This window comes from Murinocardiopsis flavida (assembly GCF_003014485.1).
GTDB lineage: Bacteria > Actinomycetota > Actinomycetes > Streptosporangiales > Streptosporangiaceae > Murinocardiopsis > Murinocardiopsis flavida.
This window is the reverse complement of the sequence record NZ_PYGA01000013.1, coordinates 84,051-107,005: the sequence shown is the minus strand read 5'-3', so window position 1 is coordinate 107,005 and position 22,955 is coordinate 84,051. Positions and strand designations below refer to the sequence as shown.

The window sequence follows — 22,955 nt, the reverse complement described above, 5'->3', positions numbered from 1 at the left end:
CCGCGTGGCGCCGGGTCAACCCTTCGTCCACAGGCCAGGTCCGGTCAATCCGAAACTAGTAACCCATGGTGAGAATTCATATACTGAAAACATGTTCGATCATGGAAGCACCCCGCCGCCCCCGGCTCCGGCCGGAGGGCTGGCACGGGCACGCCGATCCCTGGGCGAGGCCGCCGCGCACGCGGCTCACGCCGCCGGGGTGGATGTCGCCCCTGGTGCGGCCGCGGACATCGGCGCCGAGATCGCGCAGACCATCACCGCCCTGGAGCAGGTGAAGTACGCCCTGTGCCAGAACCTTGCGTCGTTCGAGAAGGCCGGAGGGCTCGCGGGGTCGGGGTATGGACGCCTTCTCGACTGGATCACCCACACCGCCACCATGGGCCGCGCCGAAGCCGCCACCTATGCCCGTACCGCCCAACTCCCCGAGGCCCTGGACGAGACCACCGCGGCCTATCAGGCGGGAGAGATCAGCCTCGGCCAGGTCGAGCACATCAGCTTCTACACGACCAAAGCGGTGCAGGAGCGCAACCGCACCGAATGGCCTCAGGAGGCCCCTCTCGCCCGCAAAGCGGAGGAGGTGCTCCTGGGATTGGCGCTGGCCGAGTCCACCACGTGTGCCGACATCGCCACCGCCGGCAAGCGCCTGCGCGCCCGCCTCAACCCCAAGACCCATGAGCGCGACTACGCCCAGCGCTACGACATGCGCGGCGCGACCTTCGTGCGCGGCCCGGACTCCGAGTTCCACCTGGAAGCCTGGGGCGATGAAGTCTCCGCGGATCAGCTCCAGGCCGCCCTGGAAGCCTTCGGCGGTCCCCCGCAGCCCGGCGATACACGCCGGCCCCGTCAGCGTCTGTTCGACCAACTCCTGGACATGGCCGAACACACCCTCAGAACCAGCGGCCAGCTGCCGTCTTCGGGGGGTCAGCCCGCACAGGTGCGCATCACCGTCCCGCTGGAAGCGCTGCGCGGCATCCCCGGGGCGTTCCCGGCCACCAGCGACTACGGCACCGTCTACCCCCTCTCCGCCGTCCGGGCCGCGGCGAAGGACTGCGTGCTGCGCCGCATCGTCACCGACCCCCTCACCGGGGCGCCGCTGGATGTGGGCCGGGCCAAGCGGATCTTCCCGGTGCAGGCCCGCATAGCCCTGCTGTCGCAGGTGACCTCGTGCCAGTGGGAGCACGGCTGCGACCGGCCCGCACGGTGGTGCCAGATCGACCACAAGCAGCCGTGGTGGGAGGGCGGCACCACCGACCTGGCCAACGCGCAACCCCTGTGCCGGGTCCACAACCTCGAAAAGGAACACCGCCGGGCCCGCAAACACCACCGCAGACAACAGCAGACGCGGCAGGCGGGCAATCTCCACCACCCGCCCGGACCCGGAAGCGGAGGCGAGCCCGGGGGCGGGAAACCCCCCGGAACCGGCATCGGCGACCCGCCCGCACCACCGGGACCCGATCACCCACCGGGCTGAGCACCCGCCCGACCACCGCACCGCACCCAGACCCGGCGGAACGGCCGGCGCCCATCGGCATCGCGGCGATTCCGATGGGCGCGGAACGGGCGCCGCCCGCCGGCTACCTCTCGTCGGCCACCGGCGGGGCCTCGCGGACGACCACCCGGTCGTCGCCCGTGCCGAACCGGGCAATGGGGTGGGCGCCGCGCAGCGCGTCGCCCACCTGCGGGAGCCGGGCCGCCGCGCGGCGCACCGCGCTGGTCTCGACGATGAGATCGTGGCGGTGCCACCGGTCGGGCACCTGCGCGATCACCTCGGTGCGCCCGCCGAACGAGGCGAACGCGATGACGTTCACCCGGGCCGCACCGAGGTGGTCGCGCAGGTCCATGCCCATCGCGGGGTCGACCGCCACCCGGTCGGTGGGAGCCGCGTTGCGCCGGATCCAGTCGGCCGCCGCGCGCATCGGGCGGTCGGCGTCGGCCGACAACGACCCGCGCAGGGACGCCGCCCAGGTGGGCGCCGCGAGCACCGCCAGCAGCAGCGCGGCGGCGACGAGGACGGGCACCAGCGGGTACCGCCGCACCGTCCGCAGCGGCAGCAGCCGGACCGCGGTGAACCCGAAGAGCGTCGACCGGTTGGCACTGGGCCGCCACGCGGGCTGGACGCGGCGGCTGCGCCGGAGCGCGATCTCGGCGGCCCCTGCCGCGGTGAGCGCCACGAGTGGCAGCATCGCCAGGACGTAGGCCGCCGGCAGCTCCCCGATCAGCAGCGCGGCCAGCATGAGGACGAGCAGCCCGGCCGCGTAGGGGCGGAACCGGCGGGAGAACACCCCGGTGGCGGCCCCCGCCGCGCCCAGCAGCGGCAGCATCGGGTCGAGGCGCAGCCACGCGCCGATCGCCCCGGCCGCGGTGTTCCCCGGCGACGGCACACTGCCGGACCCGCGGCCGAGCAGCCCGTTGACGGCGCCGTCCCACAGGCTCGCCTGCCCGGGTGCCGGGAACAGTTCGCCCCGGACGAGGGCGAACACGGCGTAGGCCAGCCAGGCGTAGACGAGCATCGACCCGACGAGCGCGAGCGTGTGGCCGCGATCGCCGGGGTGCTCGTTGCGCCAGATCAGCCACACCAGGACGGGGAGCAGCAGCAGCGCCGATTCCTTGCTCAGGACCGCGACGGTGAACGCCGCGCCCGAGGCGAGGAACGGTGCGAGGCGCGGCCGGGGCGTGCACGCGAGGACGAACGCCGCCAGCACCCACGGGGTCGCGATGTTGTCGGGCGCGGCGAGGCGGTGGTACTCCACAGCCAGCGGCGACGCCGTGAACAGCAGCAGCGCACCGGCTGCGGCCCAGCGCGCCATCTCGGTGCGGCGGGCGAGGATCCACAGCAGGACGCAGGAGGCGAGGTGGGCGAGGACCATGAACCCGCGCCCCGCGATCACCATGCCGGCCGGGTGGTCGAACCCGCCGGTGAGGGCGGCGTAGGCGGCGAACTGGAGCCGGCCCAGCGGCGGCTGGTCGTACCACTGCGCCGGGTGCGCCATGCCGCCGAAGTGCAGCAGCGCGTAGGCGTGCGCGACGTAGCCGCCCTCCTCGGCGGTGCGCTGGGGGAACCCCGCGACGTTGACCGCCTGGAGGGCCGCGATGGCGGCGAGGACGGGGAGCAGCACCGCGAGGGAGCGCCGGTGCCGGTACACGGCGCGCCCCGCTGCCCCCGCCTGGGCCCGCGCCGCCGACCCGGCGCGGGCCCAGGCGTCCCGGGCGCCCGCCGCCGCGTGCGCGACCGCCCGGCCGGATCCGCCATCGATGGGCGTACTCATCGGTGTACCTCTTCCGGTGGTCCGGTGCGGTCGGCACCGTGCGCGCCTTCGCCGTCGGTGACGCGGGGGAGCACGGCGTCGGGCGAGGCTGCTGCTGCGAGGGGATTCGGAGCCGATGCACCGGCGGTTTGCCGCAAAACAGCGACAATCGGCTCTTAACACTCAGCATATTGCCGCTCTACCGAGCGTTTCGACACCGGACCCGCGCAGGACGGCGTCCCGAAGGCGTCGAACGGGCGCCCAGGCGCCCGTTTCCCGCGGACACCTCGGACCTACGAGCCGGAAATGCCGCACTTTCCGGCGGTATCCGCCACCTTCCGGCCGGATACATCCGATGGCTACTGCTAGATTTGGCGGGTGAACGGATCGCACGGCCAGGTGCGGTGAACGACGAAGGAGACCCGTGGCCGTCACCGACGAAGCCATCCAGAAACTCAAGCAGATGATCAACACCGGGCAGCTGCGGCCCGGCGACCGGTTGCCGCGCGAGCCCGAGCTCGCCGCCATGCTGAACCTGTCGCGCAACTCCCTGCGCGAGGCCGTCAAGGCGCTCAGCCTGATCAACGTGCTCGACGTCCGCCAAGGCGACGGCACCTACGTGACGAGCCTCGACCCGGGGCTGCTGGTCGACGCCATGGCGTTCGTCGTGGACTTCCACAACGACGACTCCGTCCTCCAGTTCCTCGAGGTCCGGCGCATCCTCGAACCCGCGGCGACCGCCATGGCGGCGACCCGCATGACCGACGCGCAGGCCGCCGAACTCACCAAGGTCCTGGACGAACTGCCGCCCGACCCCTCCGTCGAGGAGCTCGTCGCCAACGACCAGGAGTTCCACCGCCGCATCGTCGACGGGTCCGGCAACCCCGTACTGTCGTCCCTGGTCGAGAGCTTGTCGAGCCGCACTCACCGGGCGCGCATCTGGCGCGGGGTCACGCAGGGGTCCGCGGTCGAGCGGACCCTCGCCGAGCACCGCGCCATCTGCCAGGCGATCGCCCAGCACCAGCCCGAGGTCGCGCACGCGTGGGCGACCGTGCACATCGCGGGTGTCGAGCAGTGGCTGCGCCAGTCCCTGCGCGACGCCGAACCGCGGCCCGGCGAAGGCCCCTGACCCGGGCGGGCGCGCGGCTCAGCGCCCGCCGAGCCCCGCCGTTGCGATGCCGCTGACCAGGTGGCGCCGGAGCAGCAGCACGAGGGCCACCGTCGGCACCATCGAGACCACCGACGCCGCCATGACCAGGTTCCACTGGCTCCCCTGCTGGCTGAAGAACAGGCTCAAGCCGAGCGGCACGGTGCCCTTCGTCTCCACGCTGGTGGTGATGATCAGCGGCCAGAGGAAGCTGTTCCAGTAGGTGATGAACGTGAACACGGCGAGCACCGCGATCGAGGGGCGCGCCAGCGGCAGCATGACCGACCAGAAGATGCGGAACCGGCCCGCGCCGTCGATGGTGGCGGCGTCGTCCAGTTCGCGCGGGACGGTCAGGAAGAACTGGCGCAGCAGGAACGCGCCGAACGCGGTGAACGCCCACGGCAGGATCAGCGCCTGGTAGCTGTCGACCCAGCCGAATTGCAGCATCAGGATGAACATCGGCACCACCAGCACCTCCTGCGGGATCATCAGCGTGACCAGGAAGGTGAGGAACACCGAGTCGCGCCCGCGCCAGCGCAGCCGCGCGAACGCGTAGGCGGCCAGGCTCGACGACACCAGGACCACGGCGGTGCCGACCCCCGCCACCAGCAGCCCGTTCAGGATGAACCGCTCGAACGGCAGGTAGTTCATCGCCTCGGCGTAGTTGCGCCAGCGAAGCTCCGAGCCCCACAGGGTCGGCGGGCTGCCGAACACCTCCCCCGCGGGCTTCAGCGAGGTCGCCACCGTATAGACGAGCGGCAGCAGGAAGATCAGCGCGACGGTCCACAGCAGCGCGGCCGACACGGCGTGCCGGACCCGCCGGCCGCCGCGGCGGGGCGGCTCCCCCGCGCGGGTCGCCCGGGGCAGTTCGGCACGCTGGTCAGACATCGTAATTCACCCATTTGCGCTGGACGGCGAACTGCACCGCGGTGACGAGGAAGATGAGGATGAACAGGATCCAGCCCGCTGCCGAGGCCGCCCCGAGGGCGTAGGACGAGAACCCCTGCCGGTAGATGAACAGCACGAGCGTCTCGGTGGCGACGCCCGGGCCGCCGCCCGTGAGCAGGTAGGGCTGCGCGAACACCTGGAACGTCGTGATGAGCGTCATCGTCGACGCGAAGAACATGGCGGGCGAGATCATCGGGACGGTGATGTGCCGAAACCGCGCCCACGGCCCCGCACCGTCCAGTCCCGCCGCCTCGTTCAGGGTGGCGGGGATGTTGTCGATCGCGGCCGAGAAGATCAGCATGTTGTAGCCGAAGCCCTGCCACACGCTCATGGCGACCAGGGCGAGCATCGCCCAGTTCTCGTCGCCGAGGAAGTTCGGCGCGGTGGCGCCGAACACCCCGAACAGCCCGTCGATCGCACCGTTGGGCTGGTAGATCATCCGCCACACGAGGACGTTGGCGACGATCGGGGTGATCACCGGGATGAAGAAGAGCACCCGCAGGGTCTGGCGGCCGCGGCCCATCGTCGCGATCCACACCGCGAGACCCAGCGACACCACGATGTTCAGCGGCAGGTACAGGACCGTGAACAGCAGCGTGTTCAGCACGACCCGGTGGAAGTGGTCGCCGGCGAGGAGGTCGGCGTAGTTCGCGAAGCCGACGACGGAGCGCTCGCCGAACCCCGGCCAGTCGAAGAAGCTGATGACCAGCGACATCGCGATGGGGAACAGCGTGAAGAGGGTGAGGCCGATGACCGCCGGGCTCGCGAACAGCGCGGCGGTACCGAACTCCCCGCGCCGCTTCCGGCGGGCCGCCGCACCCGCGCGGCCGCCCGCGCCGGGCCCGGGGCGGCGGCCGCCCGCTGCGGGGCGCCGGGCCGGTACGGGATCGCGCAGCGGCCGGTCGCTCTCTACGGACACCGGAGCCTCCTGGTCGGCGTGGGCCCGAGGGCCGGGCGTGGTGGGTGGGGCCGCGAAGGGCCCCTGCGGTCGGGGCGGGGCGGGAAGGTACGGGTCGGCAGCGGGGCGGGGCGGGACGGAGCGGGCCGGTGGTGTGCGGGTCAGCCGCCGGAGTTCTCCGACTGGACTTGGGCGAGGAACGCCTCGGCGGGCGTCGCGCCGTTGAACACCGGGATGCCGTACTGGACGAGGTCGGTGGAGATCTGCGGCCATTCCGGTGTGGTGCGCATGGACTCGGCGGTCTCGGCCGCCGTCCCCAGCGCCTCGGCCGCGCCCGCGGGCGCGTTGTCGAGCCACGCCTGCTGCGTGGCCGGGCGCGCGGGGTAGGCGCGGCCCTCGGCCGCGAGCGTGGTGAGGACCTTCTCCCCCGTGAGGACCTTGATGGCGGCGAACGCCTTCTCCGGGACGGGGCAGCTCTTCGCGATCCCGAACCCGGACCCCGCCGACAGCGTCCGCGTGCCGTCCGGCCCGGCCGGGAGCGGGGCCATGCCGAGGTCGAAGTCGGACTCGCTGGAGACGTGCAGGATGTCCCACGGCCCGTCCACGACCATGGCGGTGTTGCCCGCGATGAACTGGTTGACGGGGAACGTGGAGTCGTTGCCGGCGAGCGGCGGCGCGGACCGCTGCTCGTGGACGAGGCCGGTGTACCAGTCGATGCCCCGTTCGACGGCGGGAGCGGTCAGGCCGAGTTCGCCGTTCTCGCGGACCGGCTGCGCGCCGGCGCGGGTGCGGATCATCGAGAACATGGCCAGGTCGCCGGGGAACGCGCTGAAGCCGTGGACGCCGTCGGTGCTGAGCCGGTCGGCCGCCACCTCGAAGTCGGCGATCGTCCAGCCCTCGCGCGGCTCGGCGACGCCGGCCTCGGCGAACCGCTCCTTGTTGTACAGCATCACCATGGGCCCGCTGTCGTAGGGCAGGCCGTACTGCGCGCCGTCCACCTGGAGCCCTTCGAGCGCCGCCGTGTCGAACTCGCCGGTGTCGGCGCCCTGCGCGGCGATGAGGTCGTCAAGAGGGCGCATGCCGTCCTTGAGCGCCGCGACCCGCAGGCTCTGGGTGCTGACGATGCACGGCGACGACTCCGCGGCCATGCGGGTGCCGATCTTGGTGAAGTAGTCGTCGAACGAGGTGGTCTCCAGCTTGACCCGGATGTCGGGGTGGGCCTTGGTGACCGCGTCGGCGGCGGCCTGCCAGGAGTCGCGCTCGGCGGTGCCGCCGGACCACATCATCCAGGTGAGGACGGTGCGGCCGGAGTCGTCGGTGGAGCCGCCGACGGAGCTGTCGGCCCCGCAGCCCGCCACCAGGCACAGGCCCAGCGCGGCGGCCGCGGCCCGGCGTCCTACCGTGCGCTTCATCGTGCTGCTCCTCGGTCCGGCTGGGGTCAGAGGCGGGGGTCAGAGGCGGGTGTCGGGGACGGGTGTCAGGAGCGGGGCGGCAGGCGCAGACCGTGCATGCCGCCGTCGACGGCCAGGACCGTCCCAGTGGTGGCGCTCGACAGCGGGCTGGCGAGATGGCAGATGGCGTGCGCGACCTCGGCCGCCGTGACGAGGCGGCCCGTGGGCTGGCGGGCGGTGAGCCGGGCGCGCTCGGCCTCGGGGTCGGCCGCGCTGTCGAGCAGGCGCTGCACCCACGGTGTGTCGGCCGTGCCGGGGTTCACGCAGTTCACCCGGATCCCGTCGGGGAGGTGGTCGGCCGCCATGGCCAGGGTCAGCGACTGCACGGCCCCTTTGGACGCGGAGTACAGGGCGCGCCGGGGCAGCCCGGCCCACGCGGCGATCGAGCAGGTGTTGACGATGGCGGCATGGTCGGAGCGCGCGAGGTGGGGCAGTGCGGCGCGACTCGCCCGGACCAGGCCGACCACGTTGACGTCGAGGACGCTGTGCCATTCGGCGTCGTCATTGTCGGCGACGGTCCCCTGCGCGCCGATACCCGCGTTGTTGACCAGGATGTCGAGGCCGCCGAGTTCGCCCGCGACGCGGTCGACGGCCGCGCGGACGGAGGCGTCGTCGGTGAGGTCGGCCTCGACCGCGAGGTGGGTGTCGGGCACGTGGGCGACGTCGCGGTCGAGCACCGCCGTGCCCGCCCCGCGCTCGGCGAGCAGGGCCGCCGTTGCCGCGCCGATCCCGGCGCCGCCGCCGGTGACGAGGGCTGTGAGCCCGGTGAACTCGCTCATCGGGTGGACTCCTCTGCTGTGGGGGCCGGGAGGGGGGCTGCGGCGGGGGGTGCGGGGGCGGTCGCCCATTCGGCGCCGCCGGGGAACGCGAACCGGCGCAGGGTCTCGGCGTGCATCTGCGCGGAGTAGCCCGGTGCGCTCGGTGCGGCGTAGGCGGCGCCGCGCACCCGCACCGGGTCGAGGAAGTGCTCGTGGAGGTGATCGACGTATTCGATGACGCGGTCGCCGATGCGGCCGGAGACAGCGACGAAGTCGAACATGGACAGGTGCTGCACCAGTTCGCACAGCCCGACGCCGCCGGCGTGCGGGCAGACGGGGACGCCGAACTTCGCGGCGAGCAGCAGGATCGCGATGTTCTCGTTGACGCCGGCGACACGGGCCGCGTCGATCTGCACGACGTCGAGCGCCTCGGCCTGGAGCAGCTGCTTGAACACGATGCGGTTCTGCACGTGCTCGCCGGTGGCGATCTTGGCCGGGGCGACCGCGCGCCGGATGGCGGCGTGGCCGAGGATGTCGTCGGGGCTGGTCGGCTCCTCGACCCACCACGGGTCGAACGGCGCGAGCGCGGTGATCCACCGGATGGCGGAGTCGACGTCCCAGCGCTGGTTGGCGTCGACGGCGATGCGGACGTCGGGCCCCACGGCGTCGCGGACCAGCCGCATGCGGCGGATGTCGTCGTCGAGATCGCCGCCGACCTTCAGCTTGATCAGGGTGAAACCGTCGGCGACGGCTTCGAGGGAGAGCCGCACCAGCTTGTCGTCGGAGTAGCCGAGCCACCCGGGGGTGGTGGTGTAGGCGGGGTAGCCGTCGGCGCCGAGTCGTTCGGTGCGCTCCCGCCGCCCCGGTTCGGCGCCGCGCAGGATGTGCAGCGCCTCCTCGGGGGTGAGGGCGTCGGTGAGGTAGCGGAAGTCGACCAGGGCGACGATCTCCTCGGGGCTCATCGCGGCGAGCAGCCGCCACAGGGGGAGGCCGGCGCGTTTGGCCTTGAGGTCCCATAAGGCGTTGACGACGGCCGACACCGCCATGTGCATGACGCCCTTCTCGGGGCCCAGCCAGCGGAGCTGCGAGTCGTGGACGAGGGAGCGCCAGGTGGCGCCCATGTCGTCGAGGAGGGTGTCGAGGTCGCTGCCGAGGATGTGCCCTTCGAGGGCGGCGATGGCGGCGACCTGCACGTCGTTGCCGCGCCCGATGGTGAACGCGAACCCGTGCCCGGTGTGGCCGTGCGGCTCGTCGGTGCCGATGACGAGGTAGGCCGCCGAGTAGTCGGGGTCGGGATTCATCGCGTCGGAGCCGTCGAGGAGCCGCGACGTGGGGAAGCGGATGTCGTGCGTCGTGAAGGAGGTGACCCGCGGCATCAGGCCGCTCCGTTCCGGCTGCGGTGGGGCCCAGCGGGTGTTGCGGGGGGACGGTGGGCCGGGGTGCCCGACCTGACGTGCGACAACTGCATGGAAGCTCCAGACATCCGATGTTAAGCGTGCGAAACCTAACAGACATCCGATGAAAAAGGCAATGATGCCGCCGGATTCTCACGTCCATGAAATGCGAAAACGCCGTCCAACTGGGAATATTCGATTCTTCGTGTGTGACGACCGCATTACGCCACCATTGACTGCGCCGTGTTGTCATCGTATGTTTTCTCGTGGCCTGCGTCACCGTAGCGCCCACCGCGATCCCGGCGCACCGGCGCGGCCCCGCCGCGCACCCGGACTCCCCGACAGCGAGGAAGCCTCGATGGCCATGTTCACGACCGACCCGACGCGCCCCGCCCAGTTCGCCAAGTTCGCCAGGGAGGTCCCCGCCTGGTACCGCAGCGCCAAGTTCGGGATCTTCATCCACTGGGGCGCGTACTCCGTGCCCGCCTGGGCCGAGCCCATCGGGGAACTCGGCACCATCGAGAAGACCACCTGGTTCCGGCACAACCCCTACGCCGAGTGGTACGCCAACACCATCCGCATCGAGGGCAGCCCCGCCCGCGCGCACCAGGACGAGGTGTACGGCGGCGCACCCTACGACGCGTTCCTCGACCAGTGGGGCGCCGAGGAGTTCGACGCCGACGAAATGGTCGCGCTGTTCGCCCGCACCGGCGCCCGCTACGTCATCCCCACGACAAAGCACCACGACGGCATCACGCTGTGGGACGCCCCGGGAACGGGCGAGCGCAACACCGTCCACCGCGGGCCGCGCCGCGACCTGATCGGGGAGTTCGCGCGGGCGACCCGCGCCGCCGGGCTGCGGTTCGGCGTGTACTACTCCGGCGGCCTCGACTGGCACTTCGCCGACCTGCCGCCCATCGAGCGGGAGGACGCCACCGGGAAGGAGCGGCCGGTCGACGCCGCCTTCCACGCCTACGCCTACCGGCACGTCGCCGACCTCATCGACCGCTACCGGCCCGACGTCCTGTGGAACGACATCGAATGGCCCGACGCCGGCAAGCCGGCCGGCCCCGGCAGCCTCGTGGAGCTCTTCGAGCGCTACTACGCCGCCGTGCCCGACGGCGTCGTCAACGACCGCTGGGGCATGACCCACTGGGACTTCCGCACCAGCGAGTACCAGCAGGGACTCGACGCCGAGAAGACCGACATGTGGGAGAACACCCGCGGCATCGGGCTCTCCTTCGGCTACAACCGGGTCGAGGACGAGCGCCACTACCTCGACGGCCCCGGTGTGCTCCGGCACCTCGTCGACGTCGTCTCCCGCGGCGGGAACCTGCTCCTCAACGTCGGCCCCGACGCCGCCGGGCGGCTGCCGGCGCAGCAGCGGGCCGCGCTGGAGCAGGTGGCCGCGTGGATGGCGGTGAACGGCGAGGCGGTCCTCGACAGCACCGTGCTGCCCGCCGAGACCGCAGCGGCGTCCGACGCGCCGTGGGTGCGCTGGACCCGCAGCGGCGAGCGCGCCACCGCCTTCGCCGACGGGCGGGGCACCGTCGACCTCGGCGCCGACACCGGGGCGCTCGACCCCGCGTCGGCGCGCACCCCCGGCGGCACACCGGTCGCGGCACGCTCCGAAGGCGGCCGTATCGTCGTGGACCTGCCCGAGGGCGGGCCGGCCGGACCCGCCGCCGTCGGGTTCGCGCTCACCTGACCCGGCCGCCCCGCGGGCCGGCGGCCCGCGGGGCGCTCCGCGTCCCCCTCCCCCACCGTTCCCGCGCACGAGGTGCCATGCCCGTCCCCACGCCAAGCGGCGTCCCGGCCGACCACCCGGCCGAGCCGCACCCGCCCCTCGGCACCCGGCCCCTCGGCAGGGGCGGGCTCCGCGTCGGGCCCTGCTCCCTCGGCGCCGCGCAGCTCGGCAACCTCGCCCGCGAGGTGCCCGACGCCGAGTGGTCCGGCGCGCTGCCCGCGGCGTGGCGGAACGGCGTCCGCTACGTCGACGTCGCCCCGCACTACGGTCTGGGCCTCGCCGAGCGCAGGCTCGGGACGGTGCTGGCGGGCCTGCCGCGCGACGCGGCGATCGTCTCGACCAAGGTCGGCCGGCTGCTGCGCCCCGCCGACACCGGCGGCGCCGGCGGCACCGACCCCGAGGGCTTCGCCGTGCCGGCCACGCACGTCCGCGTGCGCGACTACAGCCGCGACGGGGTCCTGCGCTCGCTGGAGGCGAGCCTGGACCGCCTCGGCCTGGACCGCGTCGACATCCTCTACGTCCACGACCCCGACGAGCACTACCGGGAGGCCATGGAGGGGGCGTTCCCCGCACTGGACGAACTGCGCTCCCAAGGCGTCATCCGCTCCTACGGCGCGGGGATGAACCAGTCGGCCATGCTCACCCGGTTCGTCCGCGATACCGACCTGGACGTGGTGCTGCTGGCCGGCCGCTACACCCTGCTCGAACAGGGCCCGCTCGACGACCTGCTGCCCGAATGCGCGCGCCGCGGGGTGTCGGTGGTCGCCGCGGGGGCGTTCAACTCCGGCCTGCTCGCCGACGCGCACCCGCCGCAGGACGCCACCTACGACTACCAGGCGGCGCCGCCGGGCCTGCTGGAGCGGGCCCGCGCCATGGCGGCGGTCTGCGCGCGCCACGGCACGACCCTGCCGGCGGCGGCGGCCCGCTTCCCACTCGGGCACCCGGCCGTCGCGTCGGTGTGCATCGGCGCGTACTCGGCCGAGCAGGCCGCGCGCAACGCCGCGCTGTTCCGGGAGCCGGTCGGCGCCGCGCTCTGGTCCGACCTGGTCGAGCAGGGGCTGCTGCGCGCGGACGCCCCGGTCCCCGCAGCGGACACGGGGGCGGACGCCCCCGGCCGCGAACCGGGCGCCCACGGGCGGCCCGGGCCGACACGAACGACCGCGACGAACGGAGACCGGACCTGATGCGGGTCGCCCTGCACTCCATCCTGCGCGACGGCGCAGCGGACGGCTACGAGAACGCGCACCAGCGCATACCCGACGACCTCGACGCGTCCTTCCGCCGCGTCGGGATCAGCGACTGGAGCATCTGGCGCAGCGGACGCCACCTGTTCCACGTCGTCGAGTGCGACGACTTCGCCGCGGCGATGGCCGCGCTCGACACCGACCCCGCCAACCGGCGCTGGCAGGAGTTCATCAACCGCTACGTCGACCACTTCGAGTCCACCGGCGACGCGGCCGCCGACATGGCGCTCGGCCGGGTCTGGCGGCTGCGGCAGCAGCGGGGCGAGCGGCCGTGAGCGCCGTCGACGCGCACCAGCACTTCTGGCGCCTCGCACCGGGCCGGTACGGGTGGCTCGGCGCCGACACCGCGCCCATCCACCGCGACTGGGACGAGGGCGACCTCGCCCCGCTCCTCGCCGGGACCGGCGTCGCCCGCACGGTCCTGGTCCAGGCCGAGAACACCCGCGCCGACACCGACGACATGCTCGCGGTGTGCGACCGCTGGCCCGTGGCCGCCGCCGTGGTCGGCTGGGTGCCGCTGGAGCGGCCGACCGACGCCGCCACCGCCCTCGACACCCTCGGCGCCGACCCGCGGTTCGTCGGCGTGCGGCACCTGAACCACGACGAGCCCGACCCGGACTGGCTGGTGCGCCCGGCGGTGGTCGAGGGCCTGCGGCTGCTCGCCCCGCGCGGGCTGACCTTCGACGTCGTCGCCGTCAGCGAGCGCGACCTCGCCCACGTCGCGACCCTCGCGGCCGAACTGCCCGACCTCACCCTCGTCGTCGACCACCTCGGTGCGCCGCCCATCGCCTCCGGCGACCTCCGGTCCTGGGCCGGGGCGCTGGCGAGGGCCGCGGCGCACCCCAACGTCGTCGCCAAGGTCTCCGGCCTGGGCACACTCACCGGCGGGTCGGACTGGACGGCAGAGGACCTGCGGCCCGCCGTCGACCGCGCGCTGGAGCTGTTCACCGCCGACCGGCTGATGTACGGCGGCGACTGGCCGGTCAGCGAACTCGCGGGCGGCTACCGCAAGGTCTGGGACGCGATCGCGGCCTGCACCGCCGACTGGACACCCCACCAACGCGAACGCCTGTTCCACGGCACGGCCGAAGCGGTCTACGGCCTCCCGCCCGCCCCCGCCGGGTAGCACCCCGCCCACAGAAGCGGCGCGGACCCCGAGGAGCCCGCGCCGCGCGATGGACCGCTAGAAGTCCGAGCAGAGCGGGGAATTGAACTTGATGTACTGGCAGTAGTTGAAAAGGTCCTGCACCTCGTCGGCCGACGCCGTCGCTGCACTCCCGGTCAGCAGTGCGGCGGCCAGGAAGACCCCTGCGGCGAGGCGGGCGGCGATACGGTTCTTCATCTGCACTCCAGTTACTTTGGGTAATATAACCACTGCTTTATGTCACCAAAGTGCGACGGCTTGAAACCCCCGGCGAACAACTTCGCCCGGTCGTCACGCGCCGAACCCGGGCGAAGGGGATGGGTTGCCGTCGCGGGCCCCCGCTGCGCGATACTCCGCGAAGCGGGCGCAGTAGGGGCGTGCGCAGGCTTCCCGGCAGCCTGGCTCCCGCCTCTCCGGGGTCACGGACGCTCTCGCCTCTGGGCGTCTCCGAACGGAACCCCCTCGCGCTCGTGGGCCGCCACAGTCAGTCAATCTGTGAGTCAGACGTGCCGGAGCAGGCACCACCGATCCGAACAGTCGATCTCCCCGGGGACACGACCCCGAGGAACCCCCGCCCGTTGTGCCGACTTCCCCGGTGTCGGGCATGGCACTTTCCATTGCGTCTCCGGCGATTGGAGTCCGTATTCGGCGGCACGAGGTGGCGTCCTCTCCCCGCCGGTTACCTGAATGGCCGGGTTTCTGCCAGGATTCGGCATGCACTTCTGTCGGCCGCGAGGAACGCGGGCCGCCCAGGGCCATGGCTCCGGCAACGACGTCCCGGCCCGACCGGGGAGCGCACCGGCGACGCCCACCGGACATCGATGGTCCACGGGCGGGACGGCCGTACTCCGATCGGAACCGAGCTGGGAAGAGACCCGATGCGCAGCACCCCGCCGTCCGCCCCGTCCCCGACCCGGCGCCGCGCCGTTGAACTGGTACTGCTGGCCGCCGCGGTCGGCGCCGTCGCGGTCGCGATGGTCCAGGCCGGATCGGGCGGCGGGCCGTCGCTCGGGCCGTCACTCGGTTACAGCGCCGTGCTGGGCGCGGTCGGCGTGCTCGGCCACCTCGCCATCCGCCGCACCGCGCCCTGCGCCGACCCGCTCCTGCTCCCGTGCGCCGTCCTGCTGAGCGGCGCCGCAGTGGCCGTGGCGTACCCGCTGCACGCGTCCCAGCCGGGGCCGTCGGTTGATGCGGCGCATGCCGCCGCCGAGAGCGCGGTGCGCACCCAGTTGCTGTGGGCCGCCGCGGGCCTGCTCGTCTTCGCGGCGGTCGTGTACGCCCTCCGTGATCCGCGCCTCCTCCGGCGCCACGCACGCACCGCCGCAATCGGCGCCGTCGTCCTGCTGCTGCTCCCGCTCGTCCCCGGTCTGGGCTTCACCGTCAACGGCGGCCAGTGGATCGCCATCCCCGGCGTGCCGACGCAACCCGTGGAGTTCGCGAAGATCCTGCTGGTCATCGCATTCGCCGGATACCTCGCGGCCGAGCACGGCGGCCGCACGCCCGCCACGGGCGGCGCGGCGGGCAGCGGCACGGGGCCCACCCGGCTCGTCGCGGCCGCGGTCGTCGTCGGCGTCCTGTGCATCGGGGTCATGGGTCCCCTGATGCACGACTTCGGTACCTCGACGCTGGTGTTCGGCGCGTTCCTGGCGGTGGCCTACACCGCCATCCGGCGGGTCCGGTGGCCGGTCATCGGCGCCGCCGCCTACATCGCCGCGTGCGCGGTGGTCATCCCGCTCTCGGCGGCGTTCGGTCCAGGCCCCGCGTGCGGGGCGGGGACCGCCGCCCCGTGCACGGAGGGTGCCGAAGCCGGTTCCGCGACCTTCGCGTCCGCATCCGATGCCGGGGGCGGCATCGTCGGCGGCGGTCTGGGTGCCGGCCGGGCGGCCATCCCGGCCGACGCCGTGCTCGCAGGGGTCGGCGAGGAACTCGGGCTGATCGGACTCCTCGCCGTTCTGGCGACGCTGGTCCTCCTCGCGCAGCGCGCCATCCGTGCCGCGACGGCCGCCGAAGAACCCTTCGTCCGGGCACTCGCCGCCGGGCTCGCCTGCCTGATCGGGCTGTCGCCCGTCCTCGCGGCCCTCGGCGCCGTCCACCTCATCCCGGCGACCGGTGCCACCGTTCCCTTCCTCGCCATGGGGAGCGCCGCAGCGCTGTCGGGCGGCATCGTGCTCGCTCTGCTGGTGCGGATCACGCACGACTCCACGGCTTCCGGGCCGGGCGCGCGCCCCTAGCGTTGCGCGGGCTCCTCTCAGCGGGGACCGCCTTCAGTCGGTCCAGGGGTGCGGGGTGCCCGGGGACGCCGCAGCGGTGAGGCGGGCGCGGATGGCGGCGCGCGCATGGGCGTAGGCGGTGTCGTCCGCGCGCAGGAGGGACGCCATGTTGGCGGATTCGAGGAACGCGTTGAGCTCGAACGCGAGCTGGGCGGGGTCGGTGTCGGCGCGGAGTTCGCCCAGCTGCCGGGCGTCCTCGATGACGCGCTCGACCGCCGCCAGCCACTCGCTGTTGGCAGCGGCGAGGGCGTCGTGCACGCGCCCGGCGCGGGCGCCGAACTCGTGGGTGGCCTTGGCGAAGAAGCACCCGCCCGGGAACACCCGCCGCCTGGAGTAGTCGAGCCAGCTCTCGCCGAGCATCCACACGCGCCGCAGGCCCGGCGGGACCGCGAACGCGGGGTCGACGACGGCGTCGGCGTAGATCCGCCGGGCGGCGCGGATGGCGGCGAGCTGCAACTCCTCCTTCGCGCCGAAGTGCGCGAACAGGCCGCTCTTGCTGATCTCCAGCTCTTTGGCGAGCCGCCCGATGGAGAGGCCGTCGAGTCCGTCGATGGACGCGATGTCGACGGCGCGCCGCAGGACGGCGCGCCGGGTGTGGTCGCCGCGCGCCAGCCTGCCGTCGGGGCGCCCATCGGCCCGCACGTCCATCGTCCGCCTCCACCACGGTGTACGACCGGTCGGTCGGATCCTATTCCAGGCCCGTCTTGACGGGAAGCCGCCGAGAAACTAATAATACGATCGTTCGTATTGTTTTATTGGCGGGCGGCGCCGGAGGCCACCGGCAGCGGCCCCGGGGCAGCGCACCGGCCCGCCACCCACCCAGCCACCCGCAGCGAAGGACGCACCATGACCGCAGCAGGCACCGCCATCCGCACAGCCGTCAACACCCTCTCCCTGGTCGCGCCGCGCGCGGCCGGACGCGTCGCCTTCGAGCTGTGGCGGCGCCCGCTGACACGCGGCGAGGTACGCCCCGCCGAACGCGCCGTCCACGACGACGCCCGCAGGGGCCTCGTCACCGTCAACGGGCGCGACGTCGTCACCTACGAATGGGGCGACGGGCGGCGCCCCGTCCTGCTGGTCCACGGGTGGCGGTCGCGCGCCTCGCGGTTCGCCGGACTCGTGACCCGGCTGCGCGCGCTGGGCTACAGCCCCGTGGCCTACGACGCGTTCGGCCACGGCGAGAGCCCCGGCGCGACGGCGGGCACGATCCTCGACCACCAGGAGGTCATCCGCTCCCTCGCCGAGCGGCACGGCTCGTTCGAGGGCGTCGTCGCGAACTCCCTCGGCGCGGTGTTCGCGCTCTACGCGCTCCGCCAGGGCGTGGCGGCGAAGTGGGCCGTGACCATCAGCGGGGTGTGCGAGTTCGACTACCTGGTCACGGCGTTCTGCGCGGAACTGGGGCTGCGCCCGGCGGTCGTCCGTGCGCTGAAGCGGACCGTCGAGCGCCGCCTCTTCGAGGACGACCCCACCATCTGGACCCGGTTCTCCGCCGCCGACCCGACCGGCTGGGACGACGGCCCCGTCCTGGTCGTGCACAACGCGGTCGACCCGGTGGTGCCCCCCGCCCACGCCGAACTGCTCGCGGCGGCCTACGGCGCCCGTGCCCGCAGGATCGAGACGACCGGGCTCGGCCACCGGGGGATGCTCGCCGACCCGCAGGTGATCGACGACGTCGCCGGGTTCCTCACCGGGACCGCCGCGGCGGCGGCCCCGAGCCCCGCGCGCACCGCCGCCGACGTCCCGTCCTGACCCCGGACGCGTTACGGTACCGCGCATGGCACAGCACACCCCGGCCCTCGCCATCGCGGCCGCCGTCATGGTCGCGGCGCAGATCATCGGCCTCTTCGGGCTGAGCGCCGCGGTCGGCGCGACAGGGGTGCTGATCAAGGACGGCCCGGGGGCCTCCTGCGCGGCCGCCGACATGCCGCCCGAAGTGCCGCTCGACGACATCGAGATGCGGCGCTTCGACAGCGGCTGGTCATGGGCGCCCCCGGGGCTGACCTGCCGCACTGAGATCGACGGCCGCATCGCGGTGGTCCGCGAACCGGCCTGGGCGGAGGTGGCGGGCCCGCTCCTGGTGCTCTTCGGCGGGATCACCGTGACCGCGGCCGCGTTCGGCGCGGCGGTGCGCGCCGCCGGCGCCCGGTGGTCGCGGCGCCCCCTGCCGATCCTGGCCGGGGTCCTCATCGGCGCACTGGCCCAACCGGTCGCGCTCCTGACGGCCGCCGCCGCGTACCTGCTCCCCGGCGCCGTCTGAACCCGCGCGGCGCCGGACCCCGCCCGGCGTCCGTGGCGCGGACGACCGCGCGGGCGCGGACGTGCCCGCGGGGCGCAGCCGCACGCGCGCCGCTACGCGCCTGGGCGTAGCGGCGGATCAGCCGCCGGGGTGACGCGCGCGCGGGGGTGCGCGCAGCACGCTTGACCCATGACCGCCACACCGCACGCGACCGACCGGGCGGCACTCGTCACGGGTGCCACCGCGGGCGCCGGGTACCGCACCGCGCAGGCGCTCGCGGCGCGCGGCCTCACCGTCCTCATCTCGGGGGACGACCGGACGCGCGGCGCAGCCGCTGCGGCCCGGCTGCGCCGCCGCGCCGGGCACGACCGGGTGTACTTCCTGCGCGCCGACCACTCCACCGTCGCCGGGAACCTCGCGCTCGCCGCCGCGGTGGCGGAGCGCGTCGACCGGCTCGGCGTCCTCGTGAACAACGCCGGCGGCGCCTACCCGCAGCGGCGCGAGACGGCGGACGGCTACGAGTCCACGCTCGCCACCAACGTCATCGGCCCGTTCACGCTGACCCGGGCGCTCCTGCCGCTGGTCCGCCGGCCCGGCGCGCGCTGCGTCAACGTGGTCTCCCCCGGCGGCGCCGGGTTCACCGGCGACCCGTTCAGCGACGTCCACTCCGTCCGCCACTACACCGCTGCCGCCGCCTCCGCACGGGCCGGCCTGCTCGCCCTCGCCTGGACGCTCGAACTCGCCCGCCGCGAGCGCGCATGGGGCCCGCGGGTGTTCGCGGCCGACCCGGGCGCCGGCCGGTCGGCGCCGCCCCCGCGCCCCCGGCCCGGACGGCTGCCCGCACCGCGCCCGCTCCGCCGGATCGCCCGCACCCGGCAACGGCGCACCCACCGCGCCGCCCTCGCCGCGGCGACGACGTGGGAGCTCGCCGGTGCGACGGGGAGCCTCCTGGACCCGTCGGGGCGGCGCGTGCCGCTGGCGCCGGGCGTCCTCGACGGGGAGTTCACCGAGCGGGCGTGGGCCCTCGTCGACGGACTGGCGGGCGCGGCGGCCCACGGTCGGGCCGTCGACTGAGGCCCTGGTCCCACCGCCGCCACCTGCGATTTGGGCCTGCGGCCCCTACCCGCGCCGGCATTCCCGCAGATAGTTTGAGCCGCGTTCTCCCCATTTGCGCTCGCCCGCGGGCAGTCCCGCCGCGGCGCCGCGTCGCGACGAGAAAGCCCCCGAAACGTGCCTCGATCGAGCAGGCCCCACGCGCCACGCCGACCCGCCGCACGCCTGCGGTCCGATATCGGCGCGGGCATCGCCGAGTACAGCGCCGTCGTCATCCTCGTCGGCGTCCTCGCCGCCGGGCTGACCGCCGCCGTGCTCAACACGTCGTTCACCGCGAGCGTGACCGCCGCCGTCTGCGAGCTGACCGGCGGCGACTGCGAGGAGCCCGCCCCCGAGCCCGATGACGGCGGCGGCGACCGCGACGAGGTGTACGGCAAGCCCGACAAGCCCGATTCCGGGTCGGGCGGCGGCTCGCCGAACCAGCCCCCTGCTCCGGGCCGCCCCGACGACGAGGCGTTCGAGTCCGCCGAGGACGACATCGAGGCCATCAAGGAGTACCTGAACGACGACTCCGACTGGTACAACCCCGGCTCGTGGGGGAAGCCGACGGCGCCCGAAGAGATCATGAAGGACATGACCGCCGAGGAACTGGCGGCCCTTTACCACAGCCTCTCGGCCGACGAGATCCGCGAACTCCTCGACCAGGACGGCGTCCGCGAGATCACGCTGCGCAAGCTCGACATCGACAACCTGCGCCGCCTCCATCAGATCGCGCCCGACAAGATCGAGCCGTCCTTCGCCGACATCGAGGACGACGTGAAGAAGAAGAGCCCCGAGCACCGGTCGAACGACCTCGCGTACGGCGAGGTCCCCGGTGGGCGCCTCTACCCGGAGAAGGGCGAGATCTCCTCGGACGACATCGAGCAGGGCGGCCTCGGCGACTGCTGGTGGCTCTCCGGGTTCGGCGCCGTGGCCGACACCGATCCCGAAATCATCCGCGACATGATCAAGCCGAACTCCAACGGCACCTACACCGTCGAGTTCCCCGACGGCGAATCGGTGACGGTCACCCCCGACCTCGTCATGGGCGAGGACGGCAGCGCCGAGTTCGCCGACCCCGGGTCGGACGCGGTCATGTGGCCCGCGATCCTGGAGAAGGCGTACGCGGAGAAGGAGGGCAGCTTCGGCGAGATCGAGGGCGGCTTCCCCTCCGACGCCATGGAGACCATCACCGGCCACGACAGCGAAGAGCACGACCCCGGCGACGTGTCGGAGAGCCAGATCAACGAATGGGCGACCGGCGACCCCAAGACAGCCGTCAGCGTCACGACCAAGCCCGAGGACGACGCCGACGGCGAGCGGTACAAGGACGACACCCTCGTCCCCGGGCACGCCTATATCGTGAAGGGCGCCAAGGACGGCCGGGTGACCCTGTACAACCCGTGGGGCCACGAGGTCTCCGTGACCATGGACGAGTTCCAGTCGCATTTGCAGAGCGTCGACACCAACTCACTCGGGAAGGACTGACCCATGCGCAACCGGCGAACCGCGCTGGCAGTACTGGCCCTCACCGCAGCCCTGGTGTCGTTCACCGCGGCGTGCAGCACCGGAAGCGAGGACGACGGCGTGGACGAACCCTCCGCCATGAGTGAGGCGACCCCCGAGCGCCGCACCTTCGACCCGTCGCCCGCGGTGGAGCCCGGCTCCGAGGCGGCGGCGACCCTCGAGCAGACCACCCGCAAGCGGGTCGGCGCGCTGAAGATCGGGCTCATCTCGGTGCGCGAGGGCACCGCGTCGCTCTCGATCACCGGCCCCGGCATCGAGAAGCGGTCGCCGCTGGTCCGCAAGGGCGCGAAGGGCGACGTGATCACCCTCGACAACGGCATCACCATCGCCATCGACGAGGTGCGCGCCGGCCGGAAGTCCGAGGACGATCCGGCCCCGGCGGGCGGCAGCGGCAGCGCCGTCGACCTCACCGTCACCCAGCCGGAGTAGGCGGGAGCCCGCCCGGCGGGCGGGCTCCCGCACGCTCAGCCGGGCGCCGGGGCGCCCGGCGTCGCGCGGTGGGTCTGCGCGACGTGCGCCACGGCGTCGAACGCGGCCATGACCGGCAGGTCGAGGAAGTACTCCACCATGCGCATCCCCCGGACGGAGTCGCCGTCGCGGACCGCGCCGCGGGCGGCGCGCAGGTCGGCGACCGCCAGCGGGTGCCGGGTGTCGAACGCCGCCTCGATGCTGTTCTTCTCGGGCGGCGGCAGCGGCATCGCGCGGAACTCGAACCCCAGCGGCGTCTCCGGGGCGCCGTGGAAGTAGCCCGTGTCCCCGGTGCCCGAGGTGACACCGATCGCGACGTAGTCGTTGCCGAGCTCCGCCGCGAGGTGGTTGCCCTGGGGCCGCATCACGTAGGGGCCCTCCTGCTCGACCTCGGTCCGCTGGATGTGCCAGTTGTGGCAGGCGACCACGACCCTGGTGTCCGGGCCGCCCTCGTCCAGCAGCCGCAGTACCGATTCCGCGAGGAAGGCGTCCCGGGTGGACGACGCCGACTCGATCCCGTACTCGGCGATCTCCCGGTGGGCGTGGTCGAGCTTCCAGGCGCCGCGCAGGTGGTGCAGTGCCGAGGAGTGCTCGCGCCGCCGCTCGCCGCCCCTGCCGGCCGCGGCCGCGATCTCCACCCGCGACAGCAGCCGGCTCAGCAGCACCGTCAGCTCGTCCCGGTCGGCCTGCGGCAGGCCGCTGTAGTACTCCATGGGGGCGATTCCGCCGCCGTGGAAGCGCCCGGCCAGTTCCGTGGCGCGCTCCACCAGCCCGAGCGCGTCCGGTTCGGCCCAGCGCACGTACCCGTCGAGGACGTGCAGCGCGGGGAGCGGCGAGCCGAGCGACCCGGGCACGTCGAGCCCGGCGAAGCCCAGCGGGACGGCGGCCGTGCGGTTGTACTCGCGCATCCAGTCCAGCAGGTCGTGCATTTCCGCGCAGTCGCCCAGGCCCATGGCGATCCCCTCGGCGGCGACCGCCGCCGCCGTCCCCGGGCCGCCGCGCACGTAGGAGTCGACGGCATGGGCCTCCGTGAAGGGCGCCTCGAAGGCGAGCACCGTGAAGCCGCAGCGCTCGGCGAGGAACCTCAGCATGCGGTGCCGGAACAGGTAGAACTCCTTGACCAGGTGGGAGCTCTCGCCGATCGCGACGACGCGGGCGTCGCCGACCAGGGCGCGCAGCGGCTCCAGGTCGTCCAGCGGGGCGCTCGGGTCCAGCGTCTCCGCGGTGAAGGCGTGGTCGCGGACCCAGGTCGCGAGGTCCGGCAGGTCGGTCATTGCGTCTCCGTTCGATCGTCATCGTCCCGGCGGGGGCGCAACGCGGTCCGCCCGCCGGCATCCGAAGGCTCGCCGACCGCGGCGCCAGGCCGCGCACAGATCGCTGTCAGCC

Annotated in this window: 21 protein-coding genes; 12 read left to right on the top strand and 9 right to left on the bottom strand. The window is 73.5% G+C overall.

Annotated elements, in window-relative coordinates; all coding sequences use genetic code 11:
- The first annotated feature begins 91 nt into the window (after nt 1–91).
- Nucleotides 92–1,471: an HNH endonuclease signature motif containing protein gene (locus CLV63_RS18475; protein ID WP_146165600.1), complete on the top strand. Its 1,380-nt coding sequence runs from the start codon at nt 92–94 to the stop codon at nt 1,469–1,471.
- A 103-nt stretch (nt 1,472–1,574) separates the two neighbouring features.
- Here the strand turns inward: CLV63_RS18475 and CLV63_RS18470 are convergent, their stop codons facing one another.
- Nucleotides 1,575–3,266: an ArnT family glycosyltransferase gene (locus CLV63_RS18470; protein ID WP_106584394.1), complete on the bottom strand. Its 1,692-nt coding sequence runs from the start codon at nt 3,264–3,266 to the stop codon at nt 1,575–1,577.
- Between the two features lie 403 nt (nt 3,267–3,669).
- Between CLV63_RS18470 and CLV63_RS18465 the strand changes: the two genes are divergently transcribed.
- Complete coding sequence (locus CLV63_RS18465; RefSeq protein WP_106584393.1) at nt 3,670–4,374, top strand: FadR/GntR family transcriptional regulator; 705 nt, start codon at nt 3,670–3,672, stop codon at nt 4,372–4,374.
- Between the two features lie 18 nt (nt 4,375–4,392).
- Here CLV63_RS18465 and CLV63_RS18460 read toward each other — a convergent pair whose 3' ends face one another.
- From CLV63_RS18460 to CLV63_RS18440, 5 genes are all read right to left on the bottom strand, one after another.
- Nucleotides 4,393–5,280, bottom strand: coding sequence for a carbohydrate ABC transporter permease (locus tag CLV63_RS18460; RefSeq protein WP_106584392.1), 888 nt, complete (start codon nt 5,278–5,280; stop codon nt 4,393–4,395).
- A complete protein-coding gene (locus tag CLV63_RS18455) occupies nt 5,273–6,259 on the bottom strand; it encodes a carbohydrate ABC transporter permease (RefSeq protein ID WP_211301363.1) in 987 nt (328 codons plus the stop codon). The genes CLV63_RS18460 and CLV63_RS18455 overlap by 8 nt, the downstream gene beginning before the upstream one ends.
- 140 nt (nt 6,260–6,399) lie before the next feature.
- Nucleotides 6,400–7,650, bottom strand: a complete 1,251-nt coding sequence (locus tag CLV63_RS18450) for an ABC transporter substrate-binding protein (RefSeq protein WP_106584391.1) — start codon at nt 7,648–7,650, stop codon at nt 6,400–6,402.
- Between the two features lie 65 nt (nt 7,651–7,715).
- On the bottom strand, nt 7,716–8,468 hold the full coding sequence (locus CLV63_RS18445) for an SDR family NAD(P)-dependent oxidoreductase (protein WP_106584390.1): 753 nt from the start codon (nt 8,466–8,468) through the stop codon (nt 7,716–7,718).
- Nucleotides 8,465–9,823: an L-fuconate dehydratase gene (locus CLV63_RS18440; RefSeq protein WP_211301362.1), complete on the bottom strand. Its 1,359-nt coding sequence runs from the start codon at nt 9,821–9,823 to the stop codon at nt 8,465–8,467. The genes CLV63_RS18445 and CLV63_RS18440 overlap by 4 nt, the downstream gene beginning before the upstream one ends.
- A gap of 376 nt (nt 9,824–10,199) precedes the next feature.
- Here CLV63_RS18440 and CLV63_RS18435 point away from each other — a divergent pair, with 376 nt between their 5' ends.
- The 4 genes from CLV63_RS18435 to CLV63_RS18420 all read left to right on the top strand — a co-directional run bounded on the left by CLV63_RS18435 (nt 10,200) and on the right by CLV63_RS18420 (nt 13,958).
- Nucleotides 10,200–11,549: an alpha-L-fucosidase gene (locus CLV63_RS18435; protein ID WP_106584388.1), complete on the top strand. Its 1,350-nt coding sequence runs from the start codon at nt 10,200–10,202 to the stop codon at nt 11,547–11,549.
- Between the two features lie 77 nt (nt 11,550–11,626).
- The gene (locus CLV63_RS18430) at nt 11,627–12,772 is read left to right on the top strand and encodes an aldo/keto reductase (protein WP_106584387.1); all 1,146 of its coding nucleotides are present in this window, start codon (nt 11,627–11,629) and stop codon (nt 12,770–12,772) included.
- Complete coding sequence (locus tag CLV63_RS18425; RefSeq protein WP_106584386.1) at nt 12,772–13,107, top strand: L-rhamnose mutarotase; 336 nt, start codon at nt 12,772–12,774, stop codon at nt 13,105–13,107. Before CLV63_RS18430 ends, CLV63_RS18425 begins: the two co-directional genes overlap by 1 nt.
- The gene (locus CLV63_RS18420; protein ID WP_170134263.1) at nt 13,104–13,958 is read left to right on the top strand and encodes an amidohydrolase family protein; all 855 of its coding nucleotides are present in this window, start codon (nt 13,104–13,106) and stop codon (nt 13,956–13,958) included. The genes CLV63_RS18425 and CLV63_RS18420 overlap by 4 nt, the downstream gene beginning before the upstream one ends.
- Nucleotides 13,959–14,015: 57 nt before the next feature.
- Here CLV63_RS18420 and CLV63_RS33625 read toward each other — a convergent pair whose 3' ends face one another.
- On the bottom strand, nt 14,016–14,174 hold the full coding sequence (locus CLV63_RS33625; protein WP_170134262.1) for a hypothetical protein: 159 nt from the start codon (nt 14,172–14,174) through the stop codon (nt 14,016–14,018).
- 680 nt (nt 14,175–14,854) lie between these two features.
- Between CLV63_RS33625 and CLV63_RS18415 the strand changes: the two genes are divergently transcribed.
- Nucleotides 14,855–16,207, top strand: coding sequence for an FtsW/RodA/SpoVE family cell cycle protein (locus CLV63_RS18415; RefSeq protein ID WP_170134261.1), 1,353 nt, complete (start codon nt 14,855–14,857; stop codon nt 16,205–16,207).
- Between the two features lie 33 nt (nt 16,208–16,240).
- Here CLV63_RS18415 and CLV63_RS18410 read toward each other — a convergent pair whose 3' ends face one another.
- Nucleotides 16,241–16,894, bottom strand: coding sequence for a TetR/AcrR family transcriptional regulator (locus tag CLV63_RS18410; RefSeq protein ID WP_106584383.1), 654 nt, complete (start codon nt 16,892–16,894; stop codon nt 16,241–16,243).
- Between the two features lie 198 nt (nt 16,895–17,092).
- On the opposite strand from CLV63_RS18410, the gene CLV63_RS18405 reads away from it, so the two are divergent.
- The 5 genes from CLV63_RS18405 (at nt 17,093) to CLV63_RS18385 (ending at nt 21,530) form a co-directional block, all read left to right on the top strand.
- Nucleotides 17,093–17,995, top strand: a complete 903-nt coding sequence (locus tag CLV63_RS18405) for an alpha/beta fold hydrolase (protein WP_106584382.1) — start codon at nt 17,093–17,095, stop codon at nt 17,993–17,995.
- Between the two features lie 25 nt (nt 17,996–18,020).
- Nucleotides 18,021–18,503: a hypothetical protein gene (locus CLV63_RS18400; RefSeq protein WP_106584381.1), complete on the top strand. Its 483-nt coding sequence runs from the start codon at nt 18,021–18,023 to the stop codon at nt 18,501–18,503.
- Between the two features lie 168 nt (nt 18,504–18,671).
- Nucleotides 18,672–19,556, top strand: coding sequence for an SDR family NAD(P)-dependent oxidoreductase (locus CLV63_RS18395; protein WP_106584380.1), 885 nt, complete (start codon nt 18,672–18,674; stop codon nt 19,554–19,556).
- A 156-nt stretch (nt 19,557–19,712) separates the two neighbouring features.
- Nucleotides 19,713–21,062, top strand: coding sequence for a C2 family cysteine protease (locus CLV63_RS18390; RefSeq protein ID WP_106584379.1), 1,350 nt, complete (start codon nt 19,713–19,715; stop codon nt 21,060–21,062).
- A gap of 3 nt (nt 21,063–21,065) precedes the next feature.
- Nucleotides 21,066–21,530, top strand: coding sequence for a hypothetical protein (locus CLV63_RS18385; protein WP_106584378.1), 465 nt, complete (start codon nt 21,066–21,068; stop codon nt 21,528–21,530).
- 35 nt (nt 21,531–21,565) lie between these two features.
- Here the strand turns inward: CLV63_RS18385 and CLV63_RS18380 are convergent, their stop codons facing one another.
- Nucleotides 21,566–22,843 carry an erythromycin esterase family protein gene (locus CLV63_RS18380; protein ID WP_106584377.1) on the bottom strand — a complete coding sequence of 426 codons (1,278 nt, stop codon included), beginning with the start codon at nt 22,841–22,843 and terminating at the stop codon, nt 21,566–21,568.
- Nucleotides 22,844–22,955 lie beyond the last annotated feature (112 nt).